This is a genomic window from SAR86 cluster bacterium (assembly GCA_029268615.1).
Taxonomy (GTDB): Bacteria; Pseudomonadota; Gammaproteobacteria; order Magnimaribacterales; family Magnimaribacteraceae; genus JAQWNM01.
This window is the reverse complement of the sequence record JAQWNM010000001.1, coordinates 19,880-41,563: the sequence shown is the minus strand read 5'-3', so window position 1 is coordinate 41,563 and position 21,684 is coordinate 19,880. Positions and strand designations below refer to the sequence as shown.

The 21,684-nt window shown below is 31.2% G+C and carries 19 protein-coding genes; all 19 read left to right on the top strand.

What is annotated here, in order from left to right:
- Positions 1–7: 7 nt before the first annotated feature.
- The 19 genes from P8J93_00205 to asnB all read left to right on the top strand — a co-directional run bounded on the left by P8J93_00205 (position 8) and on the right by asnB (position 21,682).
- Positions 8–985 carry an SDR family oxidoreductase gene (locus P8J93_00205; GenBank protein MDG2060227.1) on the top strand — a complete coding sequence of 326 codons (978 nt, stop codon included), beginning with the start codon at positions 8–10 and terminating at the stop codon, positions 983–985.
- Positions 986–991: 6 nt separating this feature from the next.
- Positions 992–2,512, top strand: a complete 1,521-nt coding sequence (locus P8J93_00200) for a PfkB family carbohydrate kinase (protein ID MDG2060226.1) — start codon at positions 992–994, stop codon at positions 2,510–2,512.
- 44 nt (positions 2,513–2,556) lie between these two features.
- A complete protein-coding gene (locus P8J93_00195) occupies positions 2,557–3,534 on the top strand; it encodes an SDR family oxidoreductase (protein MDG2060225.1) in 978 nt (325 codons plus the stop codon).
- A gap of 3 nt (positions 3,535–3,537) precedes the next feature.
- Positions 3,538–5,154: a phosphotransferase enzyme domain protein gene (locus P8J93_00190; GenBank protein MDG2060224.1), complete on the top strand. Its 1,617-nt coding sequence runs from the start codon at positions 3,538–3,540 to the stop codon at positions 5,152–5,154.
- A 3-nt stretch (positions 5,155–5,157) separates the two neighbouring features.
- Positions 5,158–5,994 carry a transketolase gene (locus tag P8J93_00185; GenBank protein MDG2060223.1) on the top strand — a complete coding sequence of 279 codons (837 nt, stop codon included), beginning with the start codon at positions 5,158–5,160 and terminating at the stop codon, positions 5,992–5,994.
- A gap of 4 nt (positions 5,995–5,998) precedes the next feature.
- Positions 5,999–6,928, top strand: a complete 930-nt coding sequence (locus P8J93_00180; protein MDG2060222.1) for a transketolase C-terminal domain-containing protein — start codon at positions 5,999–6,001, stop codon at positions 6,926–6,928.
- Between the two features lie 10 nt (positions 6,929–6,938).
- Positions 6,939–7,604: a class I SAM-dependent methyltransferase gene (locus P8J93_00175; GenBank protein ID MDG2060221.1), complete on the top strand. Its 666-nt coding sequence runs from the start codon at positions 6,939–6,941 to the stop codon at positions 7,602–7,604.
- A 15-nt stretch (positions 7,605–7,619) separates the two neighbouring features.
- A complete protein-coding gene (locus P8J93_00170) occupies positions 7,620–8,657 on the top strand; it encodes a zinc-binding dehydrogenase (GenBank protein ID MDG2060220.1) in 1,038 nt (345 codons plus the stop codon).
- A 17-nt stretch (positions 8,658–8,674) separates the two neighbouring features.
- On the top strand, positions 8,675–9,352 hold the full coding sequence (locus P8J93_00165; GenBank protein ID MDG2060219.1) for a methyltransferase domain-containing protein: 678 nt from the start codon (positions 8,675–8,677) through the stop codon (positions 9,350–9,352).
- A 12-nt stretch (positions 9,353–9,364) separates the two neighbouring features.
- Positions 9,365–10,144 carry a sugar nucleotide-binding protein gene (locus P8J93_00160; protein ID MDG2060218.1) on the top strand — a complete coding sequence of 260 codons (780 nt, stop codon included), beginning with the start codon at positions 9,365–9,367 and terminating at the stop codon, positions 10,142–10,144.
- The gene (locus tag P8J93_00155; GenBank protein ID MDG2060217.1) at positions 10,141–11,337 is read left to right on the top strand and encodes a TIGR04372 family glycosyltransferase; all 1,197 of its coding nucleotides are present in this window, start codon (positions 10,141–10,143) and stop codon (positions 11,335–11,337) included. Before P8J93_00160 ends, P8J93_00155 begins: the two co-directional genes overlap by 4 nt.
- 25 nt (positions 11,338–11,362) lie before the next feature.
- A complete protein-coding gene (locus tag P8J93_00150) occupies positions 11,363–13,126 on the top strand; it encodes an ABC transporter ATP-binding protein (protein MDG2060216.1) in 1,764 nt (587 codons plus the stop codon).
- 101 nt (positions 13,127–13,227) lie between these two features.
- Entirely contained in the window at positions 13,228–13,791 is a 564-nt protein-coding gene (locus P8J93_00145) for an SIS domain-containing protein (protein ID MDG2060215.1), read from the top strand.
- A gap of 68 nt (positions 13,792–13,859) precedes the next feature.
- Entirely contained in the window at positions 13,860–14,906 is a 1,047-nt protein-coding gene (locus tag P8J93_00140; protein ID MDG2060214.1) for a nucleotidyltransferase family protein, read from the top strand.
- A gap of 52 nt (positions 14,907–14,958) precedes the next feature.
- Entirely contained in the window at positions 14,959–15,867 is a 909-nt protein-coding gene (locus tag P8J93_00135) for a Wzz/FepE/Etk N-terminal domain-containing protein (GenBank protein ID MDG2060213.1), read from the top strand.
- Positions 15,868–16,091: 224 nt separating this feature from the next.
- A complete protein-coding gene (locus tag P8J93_00130) occupies positions 16,092–17,075 on the top strand; it encodes a hypothetical protein (GenBank protein MDG2060212.1) in 984 nt (327 codons plus the stop codon).
- Positions 17,044–18,192 (top strand): glycosyltransferase family 4 protein, encoded by a 1,149-nt coding sequence (locus tag P8J93_00125; GenBank protein MDG2060211.1) that lies wholly within the window; start codon positions 17,044–17,046, stop codon positions 18,190–18,192. The genes P8J93_00130 and P8J93_00125 overlap by 32 nt, the downstream gene beginning before the upstream one ends.
- A 60-nt stretch (positions 18,193–18,252) precedes the next feature.
- Positions 18,253–19,659: a sugar phosphate nucleotidyltransferase gene (locus P8J93_00120; GenBank protein MDG2060210.1), complete on the top strand. Its 1,407-nt coding sequence runs from the start codon at positions 18,253–18,255 to the stop codon at positions 19,657–19,659.
- A gap of 40 nt (positions 19,660–19,699) precedes the next feature.
- The gene (asnB, locus tag P8J93_00115; protein MDG2060209.1) at positions 19,700–21,682 is read left to right on the top strand and encodes an asparagine synthase (glutamine-hydrolyzing); all 1,983 of its coding nucleotides are present in this window, start codon (positions 19,700–19,702) and stop codon (positions 21,680–21,682) included.
- The last annotated feature ends 2 nt before the right edge of the window (positions 21,683–21,684 follow it).

The window sequence follows — 21,684 nt, the reverse complement described above, 5'->3', positions numbered from 1 at the left end:
TGCATTAATGAAGTCATTAGTAACTGGAGGAGCAGGCTTCATTGGAAGTCATTTAGTCGATAAACTTCTAGAGAGGGGAGATGAAGTTATTGTCATAGATAACTTTAGTACTGGTAGACCTGAGAATCTCAAACATGTCGCGAGACAAATAGATCTAGTTGAAGCCGATATATCCTTAACTGAAAAATGGAAAAAAAAGTTTAAAGATGTAACAAATGTTTTTCATTTGGCAGCGTTAGCAGATATTGTGCCTTCAATAGAAAATCCAAATGATTATTATAAATCAAATGTTAACGGAACTTTTAATGTCATGGAAGCTTGTAAAGAAAATAGTATTAAAAAGATTGTGTATTCTGCTTCCTCTTCTTGTTACGGTATTCCTGAAATCACCCCCACACCTGAAATATCAGATATTTCTCCTCAATACCCTTATGCCTTGACCAAGTATTTAGGAGAGCAGATTGTCATGCACTGGAGTCATGTTTATAAAGTACCCGCTATTTCATTAAGGTTCTTTAATGTGTATGGTCCTAGGTCGAGAACATCAGGTACTTATGGAGCTGTATTTGGAGTTTTTTTAGCTCAAAAATTAAATGACAAGCCTTTTACGGTTGTAGGAGACGGCACTCAGACTAGAGATTTTACTTATGTAAGTGATGTTGTAAATGCAATAATATCAGCATCTATAAGCGAAGTTAGTGGCGATATTATTAACATTGGTTCTGATAATACTTATAGTGTGAACAGGCTAGTGGAATTACTAGGAGGGAATGTTGTCTATATTCCAAAAAGACCTGGAGAGCCAGAGTGCACTTGGGCCGACATAAGCAAAGCAAAAAAATTACTAGACTGGAGACCTGAAATATCTCTAGAAAAGGGAGTTATTAGATTATTAGAAAATATTGATTACTGGGCTGAAGCTCCTGTTTGGGATAAAAATTCTATATCTAAAGCTACAGAAAAATGGTTTGAATATTTAGGTTAATTGAATATGAAAAAAATTATTTCCTTAAAATCACTCACAGACATTATTGATGGTTTGAATTCTAAAAACCAGAGTATAGCCCATTGCCATGGGGTTTTTGATTTACTTCATATTGGGCATATTAGACATTTTAAAGAAGCTAAAGAATTTGGAGATATTTTAATAGTATCTTTAACCCCAGATATTTATGTAAATAAGGGATCAAATAGACCTGCCTTTACTGCAGAATTAAGAGCTGAAGCTATTGCCTCATTAGAGTTCGTAGATTATGTTGTTATCAATGATAAGCCTACAGCTATTGAAATAATAGAAGTAATTAAACCCAAGGCTTATATAAAAGGACCAGATTACAAAGATAATAGCAAAGACATTACTGGAAAAATAAAAGACGAAGTAGAGGCAGTAGAAAGTAATGGAGGCAAAATTATATATACTTCTGATATTACTTTCAGTTCAAGTAATTTATTAAATAAATTTGGAAATGTATTTTCTGAAACGCAAAAATCTTTTGTTTCTAAGATTTCAAAACAACATAGTTTTGATAATATTTCAAAAAAAATAGAAGAACTTTCAAAACTAAAAGTTCTAGTGGTTGGCGAAACAATAGTCGACCAATATGTGTTTTGTGAAGCTTTAGGCAAATCAGGAAAAGAACCAGTTCTAGCATTGAGAAATATAAATACTGAACAATATGTAGGGGGAACTGCTGCTATAGCAAATCATCTTTCTGGATTTTGTAAAGAAGTCTCATTATTATCAATGTTAGGAGAAAATAAGGAGCATGAAGATTTTATATCTGAAGGTTTAGCTTCAAATATTTTTCCAAGTTTTATTTATAAAAATGATTCACCTACTATTGTTAAACGAAGATACCTAGATAATGTGAGTAAAAGTAAGACTCTAGGAGTCTATTCTATTAATGATGATCCTTTAGAAAGAAACAATGAAAAGGAATTCCAAGATAAGCTAACAAAACTAATACCTTTACATGATTTAGTAATTGTTGCTGATTATGGTCATGGTTTAATTTCAAAAAACTCTTCAAGTTTAATGTCTGGCAGTGCCAATTTTTTATCTTTAAATGCTCAGATAAATGCTTCTAATATAGGCTTTCATACAATGGATAATTATACTGATGTTGATTGTATTATTATTAATGAATCTGAACTTCGTTATGAGCTTAGAGATCGTAATGGGAATATAGAATCGATTATGAAGAAGTTAGCCGATAATTTGAAAGCTAAATATATAGTCGTAACTCAAGGCAGTACTGGAGCTGTAATTTATAATACAGGCTCTGAGATCTACTCTAGATCTCCAGCATTTGCCTCTAATATTGTAGATAAAATAGGTTCGGGAGACGCTATGCTAGCTATCTTGTCTCTTCTTTTAAAGCAAGACTGCGACATGGAACTAGCTTTATTTTTGGCATCTTTAGCAGCAGCTCAATCAGTTGAGACGATAGGGAATAGTAAATCAGTAAATAAGAATGAGATTTTGAAAGTCATACAGCATGCTATTATTTAATTTCTTTTTTACAATATCTTTTAATTAAATCAAAAGGAAACTCAATGAATATATTCATAACAGGTGGAGCAGGATACGTAGGTGCTGTTTTAGTACCTACCCTATTGAAGAAAGGTTACAAAGTGACAGTTTTAGACTTGATGATTTATGGGGAGGATGTCCTAGAAGATCATGAAAACTTGACTTGTGTAAAGGGAGATATAAGAGATGAAAGTCTTCTAAAAAAAATTATTCCAGGTCATGATTCAGTAATACATTTAGCATGTATTTCAAATGATCCTAGCTTTGAGTTGAATCCAGATTTAGGTAAATCAATAAATTTAGACTCTTTTAGACCGATGTTGGAAATTTGTAAAGAGTCTCTTGTTAAAAGGTTTATTTATGCTTCTTCATCGAGCGTTTATGGAGTTAAAGAAGAAAAAGATGTGAATGAAGAGATGGCTTTAGAGCCTTTAACCGATTATTCAAGGTTCAAAGCAGATTGTGAAAAAATATTGACAGAATATCAATCTGAACAATTTACTACCGTTACTATTAGGCCAGCTACAGTTTGTGGATACTCTCCTCGTCAGAGACTTGATGTAGTTGTAAATATACTTACTAATCTTGCATACCATAAAAGAGAAATATCTGTATTTGGAGGCAATCAACTAAGACCAAATATACATATAAAAGATATGGCAGAAGCTTACATAATGCTACTGGAAAGTTCTAAGAAAAAAGTTGCAGGAAAAGTATTCAATGCAGGGTACGAGAATAAAACAGTATTAGAACTTGCCAAAACTGCAAGGAATGTTATTGGTGATGATGTAAAACTTATAACTTCAGAGAGTGATGACAATAGGTCTTACCATATATCTTCTCAAAAGATTAAGGAAGAATTAGGTTTTAACCCTCAGCATTCTATAAAAGACGCAATAGAAAGTTTAAAAGAAGCTTTCGAGAAAGGACTACTTGATGATTCTCTTGAGAATGAAAAATATTTTAATATAAAGAGAATGCAATCCATAAATCTTCAATAGCTTATGCATATAGGCTTAGATTTTGACAATACAATAGCAAGCTATGACGCCTTGTTTATTTTTGTTGCTTCTGAGTTAGGCCTTGTAGAAAAAAATTCAAAACTAAACAAGACTGAATTACGAGACTTTATAAAGGAATTATCTGACGGAGAAGAATTATGGATGAAGTTGCAAGGACAAGTCTATGGGAGATATATGCATAGGGCTAAATTGATGCCTGGAATCAAAAACTTTCTTTTAAGATGCAAGTTAAGAAAAATAGACGTGTGCATAGTTTCTCATAAAACTGAATATGGGCATTTTGATGATGAAAATATATCTTTAAGAAAGGAAGCGTTGGCTTGGATGACTAAATTAAATTTTTTTAATAATGATTCAATACCTTTAAGTTTAGATAAAATTTATTTTGCAGAAACTAGACAAGAAAAGATTGATAAAATAAAAGAATTAAATTTTGACTTCTTTGTAGATGATCTTGTAGAGGTATTTAATGAAAAAGATTTTCCAAAGCATGTAGAGAAAATTTTATTTAATAAAGAAAAACAAGCCAAAAATGGAATGATTGCATTCGATAATTGGCCTGACATAGATGCTTATATTCTAGGAGAAGAAACCTTTAATGACATTAAGAGTATAACTACAAATATGTTAAATCTGGTTCCAGATTCAGTTATACGAGTAAAAGGACAAGGTAATAGTAGGGTTTATAGACTCAATTTTAAGGAGTCTAGTTACGCCTTAAAGAGATATCCTGATCTACTAAATGACCCAAGGCCAAGATTAGAAACTGAATTTAATGCTTTAAGCCTTCTTCATGATAATTCAATCAAAAATTTACCAAAACCGGAAGCTAGAGATACTGACTTAAATATAGGAATATATTCTTGGCTAGGCGGCAACTCATTTGATTTGATTGAAGATAATCATATTGATAAATGTCTTGAATTTGTAGTTAACCTCAAGGAGTTATCTAAAAAAAAATCTATAAGTTTTACTTTAGATGCTTCAGAAGCATGCTTCTCCATAAAAGAATTAATTAATCAAATTCAAGGAAGATTAGATAATTTTGTAGAAAATAATACAGAGAAAGAACTTTTAGATTTTTTAAATAATCACTTTGAGCCTAAGTTTACAAGTTTATTGCAGCTAATAAATAAGAGCTACGCTAATTACTTTATTGAAGATGACTTAGATAAAAATCTACAAATTTTAAGCCCTTCAGATTTTGGCTTTCATAATGCATTGATAAATTCAGAAGAAGAAATAAATTTTTTAGATTTTGATTATTTTGGATGGGATGATCCTGTAAAGTTAACTTCTGATTTTTATTGGCATCCAGCTATGAAGCTTTCCAATTTACAAAAAAATAAATGGCTTGAAAGTATGAAGGATCTCTTTTCAGGATCTGATATTAATTTTAAAGATAGATTAGATTTATCCTTACCCTTATATGGATTAAGGTGGGTCCTGATTATTTTGAATGAGTTTAATCTTAATCATAGAAAACGAAGGATGCACGCTAAATTTAACGCATCTTTTAATTGGAAGAAAAAAGAAAAGCAACAGCTCAATAAAGCTATTGCCTTATTCTCTATAATAAACGTAATGGAGGTTTGTTGACGTATGAGTTATCCAATATTTAATACCCCTGAATTAGACGAAAGATCAATGTATTTAAGGAGCTTGGTTCTAAGAGGGCTCATTGGTGGTGGAAGAGGTCATATAGGATCGTCATTATCTCTTATAGAAATTATAAGGGTCTTATATGACGATTTTCTAAATTTTGATTCACAGAAACCTTTATGGGAAGAAAGGGATCGATTTATTTTGAGCAAGGGTCATGGTTGTCTTGCACATTATGCTTTATTAGCAGATAAAGGTTTTATAGATCCAGTAACTCTAGATTCATTTTGTCATAATGATGGTATCTTGGGAGGGCATCCAGAAAGGGGTGAAGTTCCTGGTATTGAAGCCTCTACAGGCGCTTTAGGTCATGGTTTATCTATAGGAGTAGGGATTGCAATGGCCCAAAGAATTAAGAATAAAGATACAAAAACAGTCGTTGTTACTGGAGATGGTGAAATAAATGAGGGTTCCGTATGGGAAGCTGCTATGTGTGCTGGTAACCATACTCTAGAAAATCTAATAGTAATGATTGATTACAATAAGATTCAATCTTATGGATTTACTAAAGAGGTTGCAGATTTAGAACCCTTAAAAGATAAGTGGGATTCTTTTGGCTTTGGTGTCAAGGAGGTAGATGGTCATAATGTAGATAGTTTAAAAGACACTTTGGCTAGTTTACCCAATTCTAAAGGAAAACCCAGCGCCATAATTTGCCATACCATAAAAGGAAAAGGTTTTACCTTTGCTGAAAATAAACCTGAATGGCATCACAAATCTTCTTTAAAAGATGAAGATATTGAAGAAATGAAAAAATGTTTAACTATAAATTCTTAATATTATGAGACCAACAAGTTTAAATTGCGTTTATGAGTTAGCTCTTAAAGATGAAAGGGTAGTTTTTATTGGTTCTGATTTGGGTCCTGGATTATTAGAAGATTTCAAAACTAATTTACCAGACAGGTATTTTATGGAAGGAGTTGCCGAGCAACATATTGTTGGAATGGCTGCAGGCCTTGCTTTAGAAGGTTTCATACCTTATGTGAATACTATAGCAACATTTCTTACAAGAAGATGTTTTGAACAGAATGTATTAGACCTAGGCCTACATAATACAAATGTAAGGTTAATTTCTAATGGTGGAGGAACAGTTTACGCTCCATTAGGCCCAACTCATCTTGCAATAGATGACATAGCTATTATGAGAACTATACCAAATATGACTATTGTTTCTCCAGCAGACGCAGATGAGATGAGGCGTTTTATGATGCAAACTTTAGATCATGAAGGACCTATATACATAAGGCTTGGAAAAGGATATGACCCTATAGTCACAACAGATGATATTCCTTTTGCAATAGGTAAAGGAATTCCTATGAAAGAAGGAAAAGACATTTTAATAGTAACTACAGGTATATGTTTAGGCATCGCATTAGAAGCAGCAGAAATTCTTTTAGAAAAGAAGATTGATGCGTCAGTATTGCATTTACATACAATTAAACCACTAGATAAAGAAATGCTGATAAATATGGCAGAAAAAGTGCCTGCTATTATTTCTTTAGAAGAGCATAATATAATTGGTGGTCTAGGGAGTGCTTGCGCTGAAATTCTTATTGAAGAGAATTTTAATGAAAAAAAATCTTTTAAAAGAATTGGTATACCTGATGTATTTCCTTCTGGCTATGGAAATCAAAAGGATATGATGGCAAGAAATGGTATTTCAGCTCCACATGTTGTTTCTGAAACTTTAGAATTATTAAAAAACCATTAGGAAAAAAATTATGGGTAAATTAGTTAATTATGTTACATCCCTTCATCAGTCTACACCTAGAAAATATATCGATAGAATGGTGGATGAAAAAGTTGTTTGTATGTTAAAAGCAAAAGAGTATGAGTTTGATTATTGGGATGGAGATAGGAGGTTTGGATATGGAGGTTATAAATTCCTTCCTGGAAGATGGAAACCAGTAGCTGAAGCACTTATTAAAGAATATAAATTAACTAACTCTTCTAAAATCTTAGATGTAGGTTGTGGCAAAGCATTTTTACTTCATGAAATGAAGTTAATTCTGCCAGATCTTAAGATAGTTGGTTTTGATATTTCTGAACATGGTCTATCCGAAGCTATGGGTGATATAAGAGAAAATTTATTTATACATAAAGCTCAAGATCCATTTCCCTTTGAAGATCATAGCTTTGATTTAGTAATTTCATTAGGTTGCTTGCATAATTTAAGATTATTTGAACTAAAATCTGCTCTAGGTGAGATTGAAAGGGTTGGGAAGCAGGGATATGTCATGTTAGAAAGTTATAGAAACGAATTGGAGCAATTTAATCTCCAATGTTGGGCACTTACTTGTGAATCTTTCTTTGATGAAGAGGAATGGGTTTGGTTATATGAGAATTTTGGCTATACAGGAGACTATGAATTTATTTACTTTGAATAATTTAGAAATAAAAAGATGAAAGCAGCAGTATTAGTTGAAAGTGGAAAACCACTGCAGGTAGATGACATAAATCTTCCAGATCGTCTTGAATATGGTCAAGTTAAAGTCAAGATTCTTTATAGTGGAATTTGTGGTGCCCAAATAAATGAAATAGATGCTGTAAAGGGACCTGATAAGTTTCTTCCCCATTTATTAGGTCATGAAGCATCCGGTCAGGTATTAGAGGTTGCTGAAGGAGTCACAACTGTTAAAACAGGTGATCATGTTGTTCTTCATTGGAGACCTAGTTCTGGAATTCAAAGTGCTACTCCTAAATATAAATGGAAAGGTAAAGAGGTGAATGCTGGCTGGGTAACTACTTTTAATGAAGAGGCTATTATTTCAGAAAATAGATTAACATCTATTCCTAAGGAATTTGATATGAGACTAGCACCTCTTTTTGGATGCGCTGTTACAACAGCTTTTGGAGTCGTAAATAATGACGCTGAACTTAAGATAGGGCAATCTCTAGTTGTATTTGGATTAGGAGGAGTAGGTTTAAATATAATACAGGCTGCATCTATGGTTTCTGCTAACCCAATAATCGGAATTGACTTACAGGAGAATAAAATTGAAATGGCTAAGAGGTATGGACTTACTCACGGTATTGTAGGTAATTCAGTTAAGGTAAAGAAAGAGATAATCAAAATAATAGGTGAAAAGGGTGCTGATGTAGTAATAGAGACCACTGGGAATTCTAGAGTAATAGAACAGGCCTATGATATTACAAATGGAAATGGTAAGACTATACTTGTAGGTGTTCCTAAAAAAGGAGATAACATCTCAATATATTCTTTACCACTTCATTTTAAGAAAATTCTTAAAGGATCAGAAGGAGGAAGTTGTATTCCAGATGTAGATATACCAAGATACATCAATCTTATGCAATCGAATAAAATGACTTTAGATGGCTTAATTACCCATGAGTTTCGTCTAGATGAGATTAATGATGCTCTTGAATTATTTAGGAGCGGAAGTGCTGGAAGGATTTTAATTAATATGCAGAATAAATAATTAATTATAAAAATAAAATGACAAAAACTAAAGATCCAGTAAATCAAGAATTAATAGAGCAAGAAAATAATAAAGGTCTTCAAAAGTTAGGCTTAATGAATAGCAATGTATGGCATCAAGATCCTAAAAGGCTATCTTTTACTCTTGCTAGGTATAAGTTTGTTTCTAAGATGTTAGAAGGCAAAAAAACTGTGGCTGAAATAGGTTGTGGAGATGGTTTCTGTTCTAGAATAGTTAAGCAAACAGTTCAAAGTCTCTTAATCACTGATTATGATCCATATTTTATTGAAAAATTTAAAGAAATAAATTCAGAAGATTGGCCAATAGAATCTAAAACGCATAATATTCTCGAAGGACCGTTAGAGAAGAAATATGAAGCTATTTATTCTTTAGATGTTCTTGAACATATACCGCCTTCCCAAGAAAATATTTATATGAAAAATATAATTTCATCACTCTATGATAATTCAGTTCTTATAATTGGCATGCCAAGTATTGAATCCCAGGATTACGCATCACCAGCTAGTAAAGAAGGACACATAAATTGTAAATCAGGAAGAGGTCTTAAAGAATTTATGAGCAGGTACTTTGAGAATGTGTTTCTATTTTCAATGAATGATGAATTAGTCCACACAGGATTTGAAAAGATGGCACATTATATAATTGCGATTGGTTCAGGAATTAAAAAAGTTTAAAAATCTTTTAGGATGAAACTAATTATAGGGGGAGATAGTTTTCTTGGAAAAAATTTATCTTATTTATGGGATAAAAACAAAATTGCATATCATGCTTCCACCCGACAACAGTCTTCAGTTCAAGCTAAGAAACCTTTTCTTGATTTAGCCAACTTAGAAGGATTAGATTTTAATTCTGATTATAGCTCTGCAGTTTTATTAGCTGGAAATACTTCTCTTCAAGCTTGTGAGAATGACCCTTTATCAACAAGAAAAATTAATGTAGAGGCTTTATTCAGGATAGCAAAACACCTTACTTCTATTGGAGTATTTGTACTTTTTATCTCGTCCAACCAAGTTTTTTCTGGAAATAAACCTCTCAGTAAAACTACAGATAAAAAAACTCCCATAAATCAATATGGAAAGCAAAAAGCAGAACTTGAAGATTTACTAACCCGACTTGAGAATATTTCAATTCTAAGAATAACAAAAGTTATAAATTATGATGATGGCTTATTTGCAGATTGGTTAACTCAATTGAAAAATAATCAAAAAATAAAAGCTTTTATTGACATGTCTTTATCTCCACTATCTCTTCATGAGGCTATAAGTAAGATAGATAATTTATTAAAAAATAAAGTTGAAGGTATTCATCATTGCTCAGGTAAAAATGATATTTCTTATTTTAAATTTGCTCAAAACTTAGCTTTGGAGCATGGATATCCCATCCAGTTAGTTGAAGAAGATCAACATAATAAAAATAATATAAGTTTTCATGTTCCTTTGTATACAAGCTTATCTATTGATAATTGAATAAGTATAAAATTTATAAACTTATAAATTCATTTTGGGCTATACCAATTGTTTTAGCCATTAGAATCTTAGCCCCATTTTATAAGATTGAGATGCTTTCAATAAACTCAGACAGAATTGGTCATTTTGTTGCAGACACTGTTCAGCAAGTTCTTCATAAAAAGAATAATGATCCAAAGAGAGTATTTTTGACTTCATGGCAGGAACCAAGTATTAATTCTTTCTGGTCAATTTACATAAGTAGGTTCTTAAAGAGTGCTTCGTTTGCAAGATATATATATTATTGGAATACTAAAATTCCAGGCGGTTTATCTCATATTAAAGAGAATAGTCTTTGGTCAAGAGATAAACATGGGAATTTAGAAAACAGTAAATTTAAATTCACTTTAGATGAGCAAGATAATCAGAAAGGTGAGGCATGGCTGAAAAGTAAAGGATGGGATGGAGTTTCACCATATGTTTGTCTTTTAGTTCGAGATTCAGCATATTTAGACAGTTTAGAATCTCATGAGAATGTGGATTGGCAATATCATGGTTATAGAGATTCTAATATTGAAGATTATAGATTAGCTGTTGAATGGTTAACCTCTCAAGGAGTTTGGGTTCTTAGAATGGGGAAAAAAATGAAAGAACCTCTTTTAATAAAAAATAATAAATTTATAGACTATGCTTTTTTAGAAGATAAAAGTGACTTTCTTGATATATGGCTTTTTGGAACTTGTGATTTATGCATCTCATCACTTGCAGGAGTAGATTACGTAAGCGATACCTTCAGAAGACCTCTACTTATTTTAAATTATTTACCAGTGGTAGATGCTATTTCTTGGAGTGATGCAATTAATGTACCAAAAAACTTAATTTGGAAATCTTCTAGAAAGAAATTGACTCTTAGGGAAAGCATAAATAACAATCATTTACAGTCTCAATTATATAAAGATCATGGAATAGAAGTAGTTAGCTTGTCTGCTAATGAGATCTTAGCTTCTGTAAAGGAAAGTTGGAATGCAATTAAAGGAAGGCCTAATGAAAAAGTTTTGACTGAAAATGATAGAACTAAGTTTTGGGAAATTATGAGGACAGAGGAAACGAAATCTGTATCTGTATTAAAAGATACAAAGCATAACTGGATTCATCCTAAATCAAGGGTAGGCGCTGATTGGCTAAGCAAGATGGATGAGGATTATTTAACTTAAAGGCCAACTTTTCTTAAATACAATTATGTTAAAAAGTATTATTTACAATTTATACAAAAATAATGGATCCTTATTTTTGTATATCATCTTTTTGATGATTTTAGTTGGCTTATTACAGGCAACTTCTGTTGTTGGGATTATGCCCATTGTAGATTTTGTTTTAAATGAGAATTTAGATGATGCTACTCCAATAACTTTATTTATTTCCAATTTTATATCCGGCATTAATTTACCTATTAATGTTGCCACTTTAGGATTGGTGTATTTAGTTATAGTATTGGTGAAAAGTTCCATTCTTTTATACCAAGAGTACGTAACTGCTAATTTCCTTCAAGGCAAAATGAAAGAGATGATACAGAATGAATATAGTGCTTTTCTTGAGGCTTCTTGGAGCTTCTTTGGCACTAAAGAATATGGGACTTTAGCAAATACTGTAGTAGGAGAAACTCAAAAGGCTATTATTGCTTATGAAGCTTTAGCCGTGATGGCAGCATCATCTATAGGGTTAATTTTTTATGTAGCTCTAGCATTAATCATTTCATGGAAATTGACAGTCATAGTTTTACTAGCTTTATTGGTCATTTCCTCTCCCGTTCTTTATCTGGATAAATATGTCTATAAAATAAGACAAAGACATACAAAGGCGTACAACCATTTCCAATCAATTGTCTATGACACATTAAATGCACTAAAAATTATTGTTGGTTTTAGTAATAGACAAAAATCTATAGAAAAACTAAGACCCACCACTGAAGTAATAGTTGATACAGGAGTAAAATATGTGATGGTTAGGGTCCTTATAGGCCTTATTTCAGAACCTTTAACTATTATTGCTGTCATTGGATCAGTTACTTTAGGAATTAATTATTTTGGTTTATCTTTAGGAGCTTTGTTTGGGTTTTTATATGCAGTAAATAGAATAGTCTGGCAAGGACAGTTAGTTATAGCTAAAAGAAATGAGTTTTCTGCGTGTCTTCCTTCTTTTGAACAGATAGAGGCATTAAAAAATGAAGCTCTAGAAAAGAAGGAGTATTCTGGACAGAATAAGTTTTTTGACTTTAAATCAAAAATAACCATTGAAGATTTAACTTTTAGTTATTCAGATAAAGAGTTGACCATAGATAAATTATCAATGAATATCTCAAAAGGAGAGATGATAGCTATTGTTGGCCCCTCTGGTTCTGGTAAATCTACTTTGGTAGATTTACTTATGGGTTTTCAGAATGCCGAATCAGGCAAAATAATAATAGATGGTCAAGAGTTAAAAGATTTAAATTTGCATGATTGGAGAAGTTTAATAGGTTATATACCTCAAGAACCCTTTTTATTTAATTTATCATTAAGAGATAACTTAAAATGGGCTAAAGAAAATCTCACCGATGAAGACATCAAAAATGCCTGCGACTTAGCTAATGCATCAGAGTTTATATCAGGTCTTGAAGATGGATTTGATACCATTTTAGGTGAAAGAGGTGTCAATATATCAGGAGGACAGGCTCAACGATTGTGTCTTGCAAGAGCCTTAGTTAAAAAACCACAGATCTTAATCTTAGATGAAGCAACTAGTTCTTTAGATAGTCATTCTGAAAAGATGATTCAAAATTCTATTGAATATTTATCAGGAAAAACAACTATAATTTCAGTAGCTCATCGTCTTTCCACTATTAAAAAAGCAAATACAATATATTACATGGAAAAAGGTAGAATAAGAGAAAGGGGATCTTTTGATGAATTAATTGCAAAAGATAAAGGTTTATTTAAGGAATCTTCAGCATTACAAGGGCTATAAAAAATTAGTACTTTTTAATTAAAAATTACCAAGCAAGATTAAATACAAAGTAAACTTATCTTATTAAGGATTAAAAATTATAAAAAAACACTATAACATTTATGGATAAGGACTTTTTAAAAGACTATTTCAAAGGTTTTTCTCAACTAGTAGAGCCGAATGAAGATATGATGAATAATTTACTGTTGTTGAAAGAGAAAATCATAGAAACTCAAAATAAAGGATGTAAAACATTAATTTTTGGCAATGGAGGCAGTGCTGCAATGGCTAGTCATTTTAGTGTCGATCTAACAAAGAATGCTGGCGTGAGATGCTCAAATTTTAACGAAGCAGATTTAATTACTTGCTTTGCAAATGACTATGGCTTTGAGAATTGGATTGCAAAGGCTATAGAGTTTTACGGAGATCCTGGAGATTTACTCATCCTAATTTCTTCAAGTGGTAATTCTGTGAATATGTTGAATGCCGCTGAAACTGCTAAGTCACAAAATTTTTCTGGCGTAGCTACTTTTTCAGGTTTTTTATCAGATAACCCTTTGAGAAAGTCTGGAGATATAAATATTTGGGTAGATAGCACAGCTTATAATTATGTTGAGAATATCCATCAAATGTGGCTTCTTTCTTTGGTTGATCTCATTATTGGAGATGCTCATTATTCAGCTTAAGTATAAAAAATTTATTTATAAGGAACGGGGTAATAAATAAATTCTTATTTAAGTAACTTTTAATAATCATGAAACAATTTCTTATAAATCCTGATGCCTCCATAAAAGAATCTTTAAAAAGAATACATAAAGCAGGCCAGAAATGTTTAGTCGTTGTTGATAATAATAATTTTCTTTTGGGGACTCTGTCAGATGGAGATGTTAGAAAAGCTATTATCAAAGAGGAGGACTTAAATTCTTCTATTAATAAATATTACAATCCTAATTCAACTTATTTACAAGATGGAGCTTTCAATCCTGAAAGGGCAAAAGATATATTTATTACTAATAGATATGATCTGATACCAATAGTAGATAGTGAGTCAAAAGTTGTCAAAGTTTTGTTATGGGCTGATATATTTGAGGATAAACAAACACCTAACAAGGAATTAAAAGTCCCTGTAGTTATTATGGCTGGTGGAAAGGGTACGCGTTTGGAACCTTTTACAGATGTTCTTCCTAAGCCACTTCTGCCTGTTAATAATAAGACAATAATTGAGCATATAATTACCGAATTTACGAATATAGGAATTGACGAATTTTATATGAGCGTAAATTATAAAAGTAAAATCTTAAAAGCTTTTTTTCAAGAGCTTAATCCTAATTATAATGTCTCTTTCATAGAAGAAGATAAACCCTTAGGTACAGCAGGAAGTTTAAGTTTATTGCCTTCAAGAATAGACATTCCTTTTTTTATGACCAACTGCGATATTATAATCAAGGCTGATTATAATGATCTATATTCTTTTCATATAAAGAATCAATATGATATTACTTTAGTTGCTTCAGCCAAAGAATATGTAATTCCTTATGGGACTTGTAAACTAAACTCTGAAGGGTCTCTTAGTTCAATTGATGAAAAACCTGTATTCGATTTCTTAGTGAACACTGGTTTGTATGTGATAAATCCAGATATGATAGACTTAATCCCTAAAGATTCTTTTTTTGATTTTCCTGAGTTGCTCGAAATGTCACGAAATATGGATAAAAAAATTGGAGTTTATCCTATAGGAGAGCAGGATTGGACAGATGTGGGGCAATGGTCGGAATATAAAGAAGCTATTGATAGATTTTAGTGTGTAACTAAAATATTTATAAACTTAAATTTTTAATCATAAAAACAAAATCATGAATATTCTTGAAAATTCAAATTTAATAAAATTAATATCAGATCCAATCAAGTTAGCACTTAAATCCTACAAGTTTATTTTAGCATCTACTTTAGTTGGATTACTTTTAGGAATAATTTACTCCACTACTCTAACTCCCAGATTTCAGGTTACAGCTGTGATAGCCCCCAATGAGTTAACTAATACCAATGCTAGCCCTGTAGGAGTTGGACAAATGGTAAAAACCCTTACAGGGTCTTCTAATCCTCAGGGTCTTGACCCTCTTTTTGATGTAATATTTACATATCCTACAGCTAAGATACTTTGGGAGGCAGGTTACGATAAAATCTTCTTTGGAGATAATTATGATCCAGAGAAGGATAAATTTTTAATTGGCGAACCTACTTTTTCGGATATTTTTAGTTCATGGGTCCTTGGGTATGACTTAAGTATTTTGAATGAAGAACTTACCCCAACAGATTTAAAAGGTACTTTAGATGGTTATATAATGCTGAAGATACCTAGAGGAAAAACTCGTAAAGCTCTAGTTTATTCGCTTACAAGTAATCCAGAATTGGCTAAAAAAGTTATAGTTGATTTACTTATGGCCGCAGATCAGACATTAAAGGATGAAAGAATTATCTATGCAGAAAGTCAGATCAATTTTATAAAGAGCAAACTTGAGACAGTAAATGAGGTTGAAGTTAGGCGTTCTCTTATTGATTCTATGAAAAAACAATACTTAGAGATAGCATTGGCTTCCTCTGATTTACCTTATTCTATGAGAATAGTTGAACCTCCTCAGAGTTCCCCTACTTTTGTTTCGCCTAACTTGCAGTTTATTTATTACGCATTTAGTTTCTTGGGTTTTGTTATATCTATAATTTTCCTTTATATAAGGAGTCTCCTCCATAAAGATTCTTCTTAAACTGCATTCTTTAAAGATTGTTTAGTCTAGAAACAGTAGGGTTTTTATTAACAGATTTTAATTCTGTTTATATCCTATCAGAGATCACTAACTATATTTTTGTAGTTTTGATTTTAATGATGCTAACTCATTTTAACTTTCTTGATAGGCAGTTATTTGTTTTTTGGTTATTTTATTTATCCACTCCTCTTTTCATAAATTATATAATTTTTCAACCCGCATATATGGGGGATCAGGCCAGTTATTTGGAAGAAATTAATAAATCTATTTCCTTAGGTTTTGGTATTCTTGATGGTTTAGAAGTAACAAATCTTAGTTCTATAATTGCATATAAGGTAAGAATTGCATCTTTAGCTCTGTCTTCAATTCCTATGTTTTCTTACTTGTCTGTTACCTCTATAGCTTTTATAAATAAGCTGATAGCTTTACTCCTTTTTGTATATCTAAGTAGAAGAATAGATCCAAAAAAATTAATATATTTTTTCTTAGTTCCTAGTTTTATCCTTTATTCTTCAGTGGGGTTAAGGGATTGTTTAATAATTTCATGTGCGACTGTGGCACTAGTATCTTTGTTAGAAAGAAAAATAATCCTTTCTTTAATTTTTCTTGTATTTGTTAGCGTTATTAAACTTCAATTTGCACCAGGTTTAATAATAGCTTGGTTATTGATGTTTTTAGTCAGAGCAGATTTATCTTTTAAAAGATATTTATTGAGCACTATTGTGGGCGTCTTTGGAGTAGTTATTTTCTTTGATGTCTATGCCGAGTATTTAAATATTTATCGTTTAGCTTTTGCTATTGAGGACTGTTATGGAGGATATCTTGCCTGTAAAGATGTAGATCCAAATGAGTTAAAGATATCTAGTGGTTTAGAATTAATATGGCTGTCAATTATATCTCTTCCAGAGTTTATGTTGAGACCTTTGCCTTGGGAAATATCTGGAATTTTTAAGCTTTTAATATTTGTTGAGTCATTGATATTATCTATAGCTTTAGCATTTTTTATATTTAGCAGAAAGGTTTACTTGCAAAATAATTTTTGGATAGTGCTCACTGGATTTTTTGTGACCTTCTCTTTATTGGCAATAACAGCTTTTAATATAGGAACTCTTAGTCGTTATAGGTTTGAAATATTATGGCCTTTTTTAATAGCCTTCTATTACGCATCAAAAAGGAATGAATATTCAAGAAAAGAACTTGAAGCCTGACATATTATTTGTAGTCAATGACTTTAGGTTTTTAGAGAGTCATAGATTAAATTTAATTAAGCATTTAAGTGAAAATGGCTTAAAGATTTCTGTTGCTACAAATTTAGTTGACTGTTCATTGGAAGAAATTAAAAAAATAGAGAGTTCATCAATAAACCTTGTAGATTTTAGAGATAAAAGGTCTTCAATAAATATATTTTCAAATATTTTAAGTTTATTTAAACTTTTCTATATCATTAAAAATTTGAAACCAAGAAAGTTAAGCTTAATTTCCCCTAAGCCAATTATTTTTGGTGGCATTGTTTCTTTTTTTCTAAAAATAGAAAAAGTATATTGTACGATTAGCGGTATGGGTTATGTTTTTATAGATAAGTCTTTAAAAGCATACATTTTACAAAAAATTATAATTTATCTGTATAAAATAATTTTTTATAAAAAAAATGTCAGGATAATCTTTCAAAATTTAGACGACAAAGATTTATTTATCAATGAGTCCATTGTCAAAAAAAATAAGATTAAAGTTATTCAAGGAAATGGAATAAATACTTCTAAATTCTTAAGAAAAGATGAATATCCAAAAAAAATTACTTTTTTATTTTCCAGCAGACTTTTAATCGACAAAGGTATTAATGAATATGTTACGGCTGCAGAGAAAATTGGACCAGAAAGAGCCAATTTTTTAGTAGTAGGTGGAATAGATCCTAGCAATCCAAAAAGTTTGAGCTCAAAAGACTTAGAGCATTTAAAATCAAACAATGCTTTAACATGTCTAGGTAAGGTTAACCATAAGTTGATGTCAGATGTATTTCAGAAGGCAAGTGTCTTTGTTTTGCCATCTTATAGGGAAGGTTTGCCTCAAGTTGCTTTGGAAGCAGCCGCATGTTCTTTACCTCTTATATTGACTGACGTGAATGGATGCAGGGATTGTGTAATAGAAGGAGAAAATGGTTTCCTAGTGGAATCCCATAATCATCAAGGCTTGGTAGAGAAAATGAATTTTTTTATAAATAATCAAGATCAAGTTAATTTGATGGGCAAAAAATCTCGTCAATATGTTTTGAATAATTTTTCGGAAGATATAATTCATAATAAATTTTTAAATCTTTATAAGGATTGATAATTATGTTTTTATCGCATTATATTTTTTTCTTAAAGTTAATATAAAATTAAAATTGAAATGAAAAGTGTCGCTATAGTTCTAGCAGGCGGTGTAGGTTCAAGGCTTTGGCCTTTATCCACAGAATCAAAACCTAAGTATCTGCTACCTTTAAATAATTCTCAGTCTATTCTTGGAAGGCATCTTCAAAAGATAAGTGAATTAAATTTTGATCTTATATATATAGTAACCTCTCATCATGCATTCCAAGAAGTTAAAAAAGAAGTTTTAGAATTGAATATCAGTAATCTAGAATTAATTATTGAACCAATACAAAAGAATACAGCGCCTTCGATAATGTTTGCCTCAGAATTAATTGAAAGACGTCTTGGTAAAAATATTAATTTAATGATATTTCCTTCCGATTGTTTTATTAATGATTATCAACATATTCAAAAATTAAAAAAATTATTTAGCGAAGATTTCTTCAAAGTCCCAATTATTTCTATGGCTAAATTAGATAAAAATCCTTCACAAATTTATGGTTACATGCTGGGTCATGAATTAGATAATTCACTATTTAGAACCTCAAAATTTTTAGAAAAACCTAATAAAAAGCAAATAGAAAAGATCTTTTTAGATAAAAATGCTTATGTTAATACTGGAATTTTTATAACAAACCTTAAGTATCTTAATAATGAAATGGTTCGGTTAAGCCCAAAGCTTTGTGAGGGCATCAAGAATGCTTTAGATAAAGATTCAGATTTGCTAGATTATAAAATTTTTTCAGAAATTGAATCTATTTCAATAGATAAAGCTTTATTTGAGAAGATAGAAAATCATCATTTTTTTGCTTTTGACTCAGATTGGACTGACATAGGTTCCTTCAGTGAATATAGTCAGCTCATCACAAAAACAGGAAAAGACGTTTCAGATAATCATATTTTTTCGAAGGATTCTTTTGTAGAAGATTCAAAAAATACTTTAGTGTGGTCCCAAGATAAATTTGTGAGCATAAAAGGCTTGGATAATATTCTTTTGATAGAGAATGAAGATAACTTATTTATTTCCACTAAAGATCATTTAGGAGATTTAGAAGGTTTTCAAAATCATGCAAAAAATAAGTTCACTATCTCAGAGCTATCTGATCATACAAATTATAGACCTTGGGGGTGGTATAAAACTTTAGAAGAAACTAGTTTTTATAAAGTAAAGAAGATATCTGTTTCGATAGGAGAAGCTATATCACTTCAATCTCACGACCATCGAGAAGAGGTGTGGACTATTCTTAAGGGGTCTGCAGAATTATTTTTAGATGATCAGCTATCTAATCTAAGGGAAGGAGAATCTGTAAAAATACAAAAGAAATCAAAACACTATATTAAAAATACGGGCAATAGTAATTTAGAGTTTATAGAAATACAGCTAGGTTCTTATTTGGGAGAAGACGATATAGTTAGATATCATGATAAATATGACAGAAAGTAATTTCTGAAAATTATTTACTTAAAACTTTAGGTTTAAAAAAATGTGTGGAATTAATGGCTGTTTGCATCGCAAAAACTTATCTTTTTCTTCAGAAGAGTTTAAGACTGCAACAAATTTATTATTCAAGAGAGGTCCGGATTCTTCAGGCATAACTGAAGAAATTCTTGATGATTATGTACTAAAATTTGGGCACAGGAGGTTGAGTATCTTAGGAATAGATGAATCAGGAAATCAACCAATGAATTCCTTAGGAGAAAGATTCTCTATTATCTACAACGGAGAAATTTATAATCATAATTCTTTAAGGAAAGAACTTAATAAGAATTTTGATATAAAATGGCATGGTAATTGCGATACTGAAACTTTAGTAAATTTATTTGAGTTCGATAGCATAGATAACGTCTTAAAAAAGATTGAAGGCATGTTTTCTTTTGCTATTTATGATAGAAAAAAACAACATTTAACTCTAACTAGAGATAAATCTGGAGAGAAACCGTTATATATATCAACAGAAAAGAATTTTTTTGGTTTTGCTTCTGAATTATCTGCTCTAAAGAGCGTTCCATCTTTTAATCAATCTATAAATAAAAGGTCAGTAGAGAAATATCTCCAAAAGAACTATATTCCTTCACCTCACACTATTTTTAATCATAGTTTCAAATTGCCTCCAGGATCTTGTTTGACAGTAGACTTAAATATTTTTGAATCAAAGGCTTTTTCTTCTTTTGAGGAATTAATATCTACAAAAGGTGTAACTTATTCAAAATGGTGGTCCTTAGACGAGCTGTATCTTAATAAGATGAAAGGGGATTCTATTAAAGATGCAGAGGTTATAGATCATACGAGCAATTTATTGGAAAGATCTGTTAAAAATCAATTAATCTCAGATGTCCCGCTTGGGGCATTCCTTTCTGGTGGCATTGACTCTAGTTTAGTAGTGGCCATGATGAAGAAAAGCGGCAAAGAAGTTAAGACATATACTGTAGGTTTTGATTTCTTAGACTATGATGAGTCAGTATTTGCAGAAAAAGTTGCTAGCTATCTAGGTTGTAATCACACTACTTATCAATGCAGTAAGCAAGATGTTTTAGATATTATCCCGTCTTTACCGGAAGCTTTTAATGAACCTTTTGCAGATTCTTCACAGATCCCTACTATGCTGGTTTCTAGTTTGGCGAGGAAGGAAGTAAAAGTTGCATTAAGTGGAGATGCTGGTGATGAAATTTTCGGAGGCTATAACAGATATTTATTAGCTAATAAATATTGGAAATACCTTAAATATGTCCCTTCTTTGGTTCAGCGAGGAAGTCTTGATTTATTAAATATCTTTCCTAAAAAGTTTCTATCTCTTCTTTTCTCGATTACACCAGTAGGTAAAAATCTATCAGGGTCACCTGAAGTAAGATTAGAGAAAGTGATAACAAAATTAAGGTCAATTAATAATCCAGCTTCGTTTTATGAATCTATGACAACAGAATGGACGAATTCTTCAAAAATAATGAAGTTTGAGGACGCAGAAAATTTTAAGCATCACGATTTATTTGCTAAGAATTCTAATTTATCATTTGAGGAAGCAATGATGCATGCAGATTTTGAAACATATTTACCTGATGACATCTTATGCAAAGTGGATAGATCCTCAATGTTTTACAGTTTAGAAACAAGAGCACCTTTCTTATCTAAAGAACTTATAGAGTATGCTTATTCTTTGCCCTTAAAGTTTAAAATTCGCGATGGAAAAACTAAGTGGGTCTTAAGAAAAATATTAGCACAGCATATGCCTGAGGACTTATTCGAGAGACCTAAGCAAGGTTTTGGGATACCAATTAGTATCTGGATGAGGAATGAATTAAAAGATTGGGTAAATGATACTCTATCTCAGGAAGCCTCTGATAAGCATGGATTGTTTAATTTTCCTATGATTCAGAAATTAAAAGATGAACATTTCTCTGGTCAGTTCAATCATGAGCATAAATTGTGGTCAATTATCCAATTTAATCAATGGTATGAAAATAAGATCTAATC

Excerpts from the sequence above, each read along its gene's own strand:
- P8J93_00205 (MDG2060227.1), top strand. The coding sequence starts at position 8 with ATGAAGTCATTAGTAACTGGAGGAGCAGGCTTCATTGGAAGTCATTTA.
- P8J93_00200 (MDG2060226.1), top strand. The coding sequence starts at position 992 with ATGAAAAAAATTATTTCCTTAAAATCACTCACAGACATTATTGATGGT.
- P8J93_00195 (MDG2060225.1), top strand. The coding sequence starts at position 2,557 with ATGAATATATTCATAACAGGTGGAGCAGGATACGTAGGTGCTGTTTTA.
- P8J93_00190 (MDG2060224.1), top strand. The coding sequence starts at position 3,538 with ATGCATATAGGCTTAGATTTTGACAATACAATAGCAAGCTATGACGCC.
- P8J93_00185 (MDG2060223.1), top strand. The coding sequence starts at position 5,158 with ATGAGTTATCCAATATTTAATACCCCTGAATTAGACGAAAGATCAATG.
- P8J93_00180 (MDG2060222.1), top strand. The coding sequence starts at position 5,999 with ATGAGACCAACAAGTTTAAATTGCGTTTATGAGTTAGCTCTTAAAGAT.
- P8J93_00175 (MDG2060221.1), top strand. The coding sequence starts at position 6,939 with ATGGGTAAATTAGTTAATTATGTTACATCCCTTCATCAGTCTACACCT.
- P8J93_00170 (MDG2060220.1), top strand. The coding sequence starts at position 7,620 with ATGAAAGCAGCAGTATTAGTTGAAAGTGGAAAACCACTGCAGGTAGAT.
- P8J93_00165 (MDG2060219.1), top strand. The coding sequence starts at position 8,675 with ATGACAAAAACTAAAGATCCAGTAAATCAAGAATTAATAGAGCAAGAA.
- P8J93_00160 (MDG2060218.1), top strand. The coding sequence starts at position 9,365 with ATGAAACTAATTATAGGGGGAGATAGTTTTCTTGGAAAAAATTTATCT.
- P8J93_00150 (MDG2060216.1), top strand. The coding sequence starts at position 11,363 with ATGTTAAAAAGTATTATTTACAATTTATACAAAAATAATGGATCCTTA.
- P8J93_00145 (MDG2060215.1), top strand. The coding sequence starts at position 13,228 with ATGGATAAGGACTTTTTAAAAGACTATTTCAAAGGTTTTTCTCAACTA.
- P8J93_00140 (MDG2060214.1), top strand. The coding sequence starts at position 13,860 with ATGAAACAATTTCTTATAAATCCTGATGCCTCCATAAAAGAATCTTTA.
- P8J93_00135 (MDG2060213.1), top strand. The coding sequence starts at position 14,959 with ATGAATATTCTTGAAAATTCAAATTTAATAAAATTAATATCAGATCCA.
- P8J93_00130 (MDG2060212.1), top strand. The coding sequence starts at position 16,092 with ATGGGGGATCAGGCCAGTTATTTGGAAGAAATTAATAAATCTATTTCC.
- P8J93_00125 (MDG2060211.1), top strand. The coding sequence starts at position 17,044 with ATGAATATTCAAGAAAAGAACTTGAAGCCTGACATATTATTTGTAGTC.
- P8J93_00120 (MDG2060210.1), top strand. The coding sequence starts at position 18,253 with ATGAAAAGTGTCGCTATAGTTCTAGCAGGCGGTGTAGGTTCAAGGCTT.
- asnB (MDG2060209.1), top strand. The coding sequence starts at position 19,700 with ATGTGTGGAATTAATGGCTGTTTGCATCGCAAAAACTTATCTTTTTCT.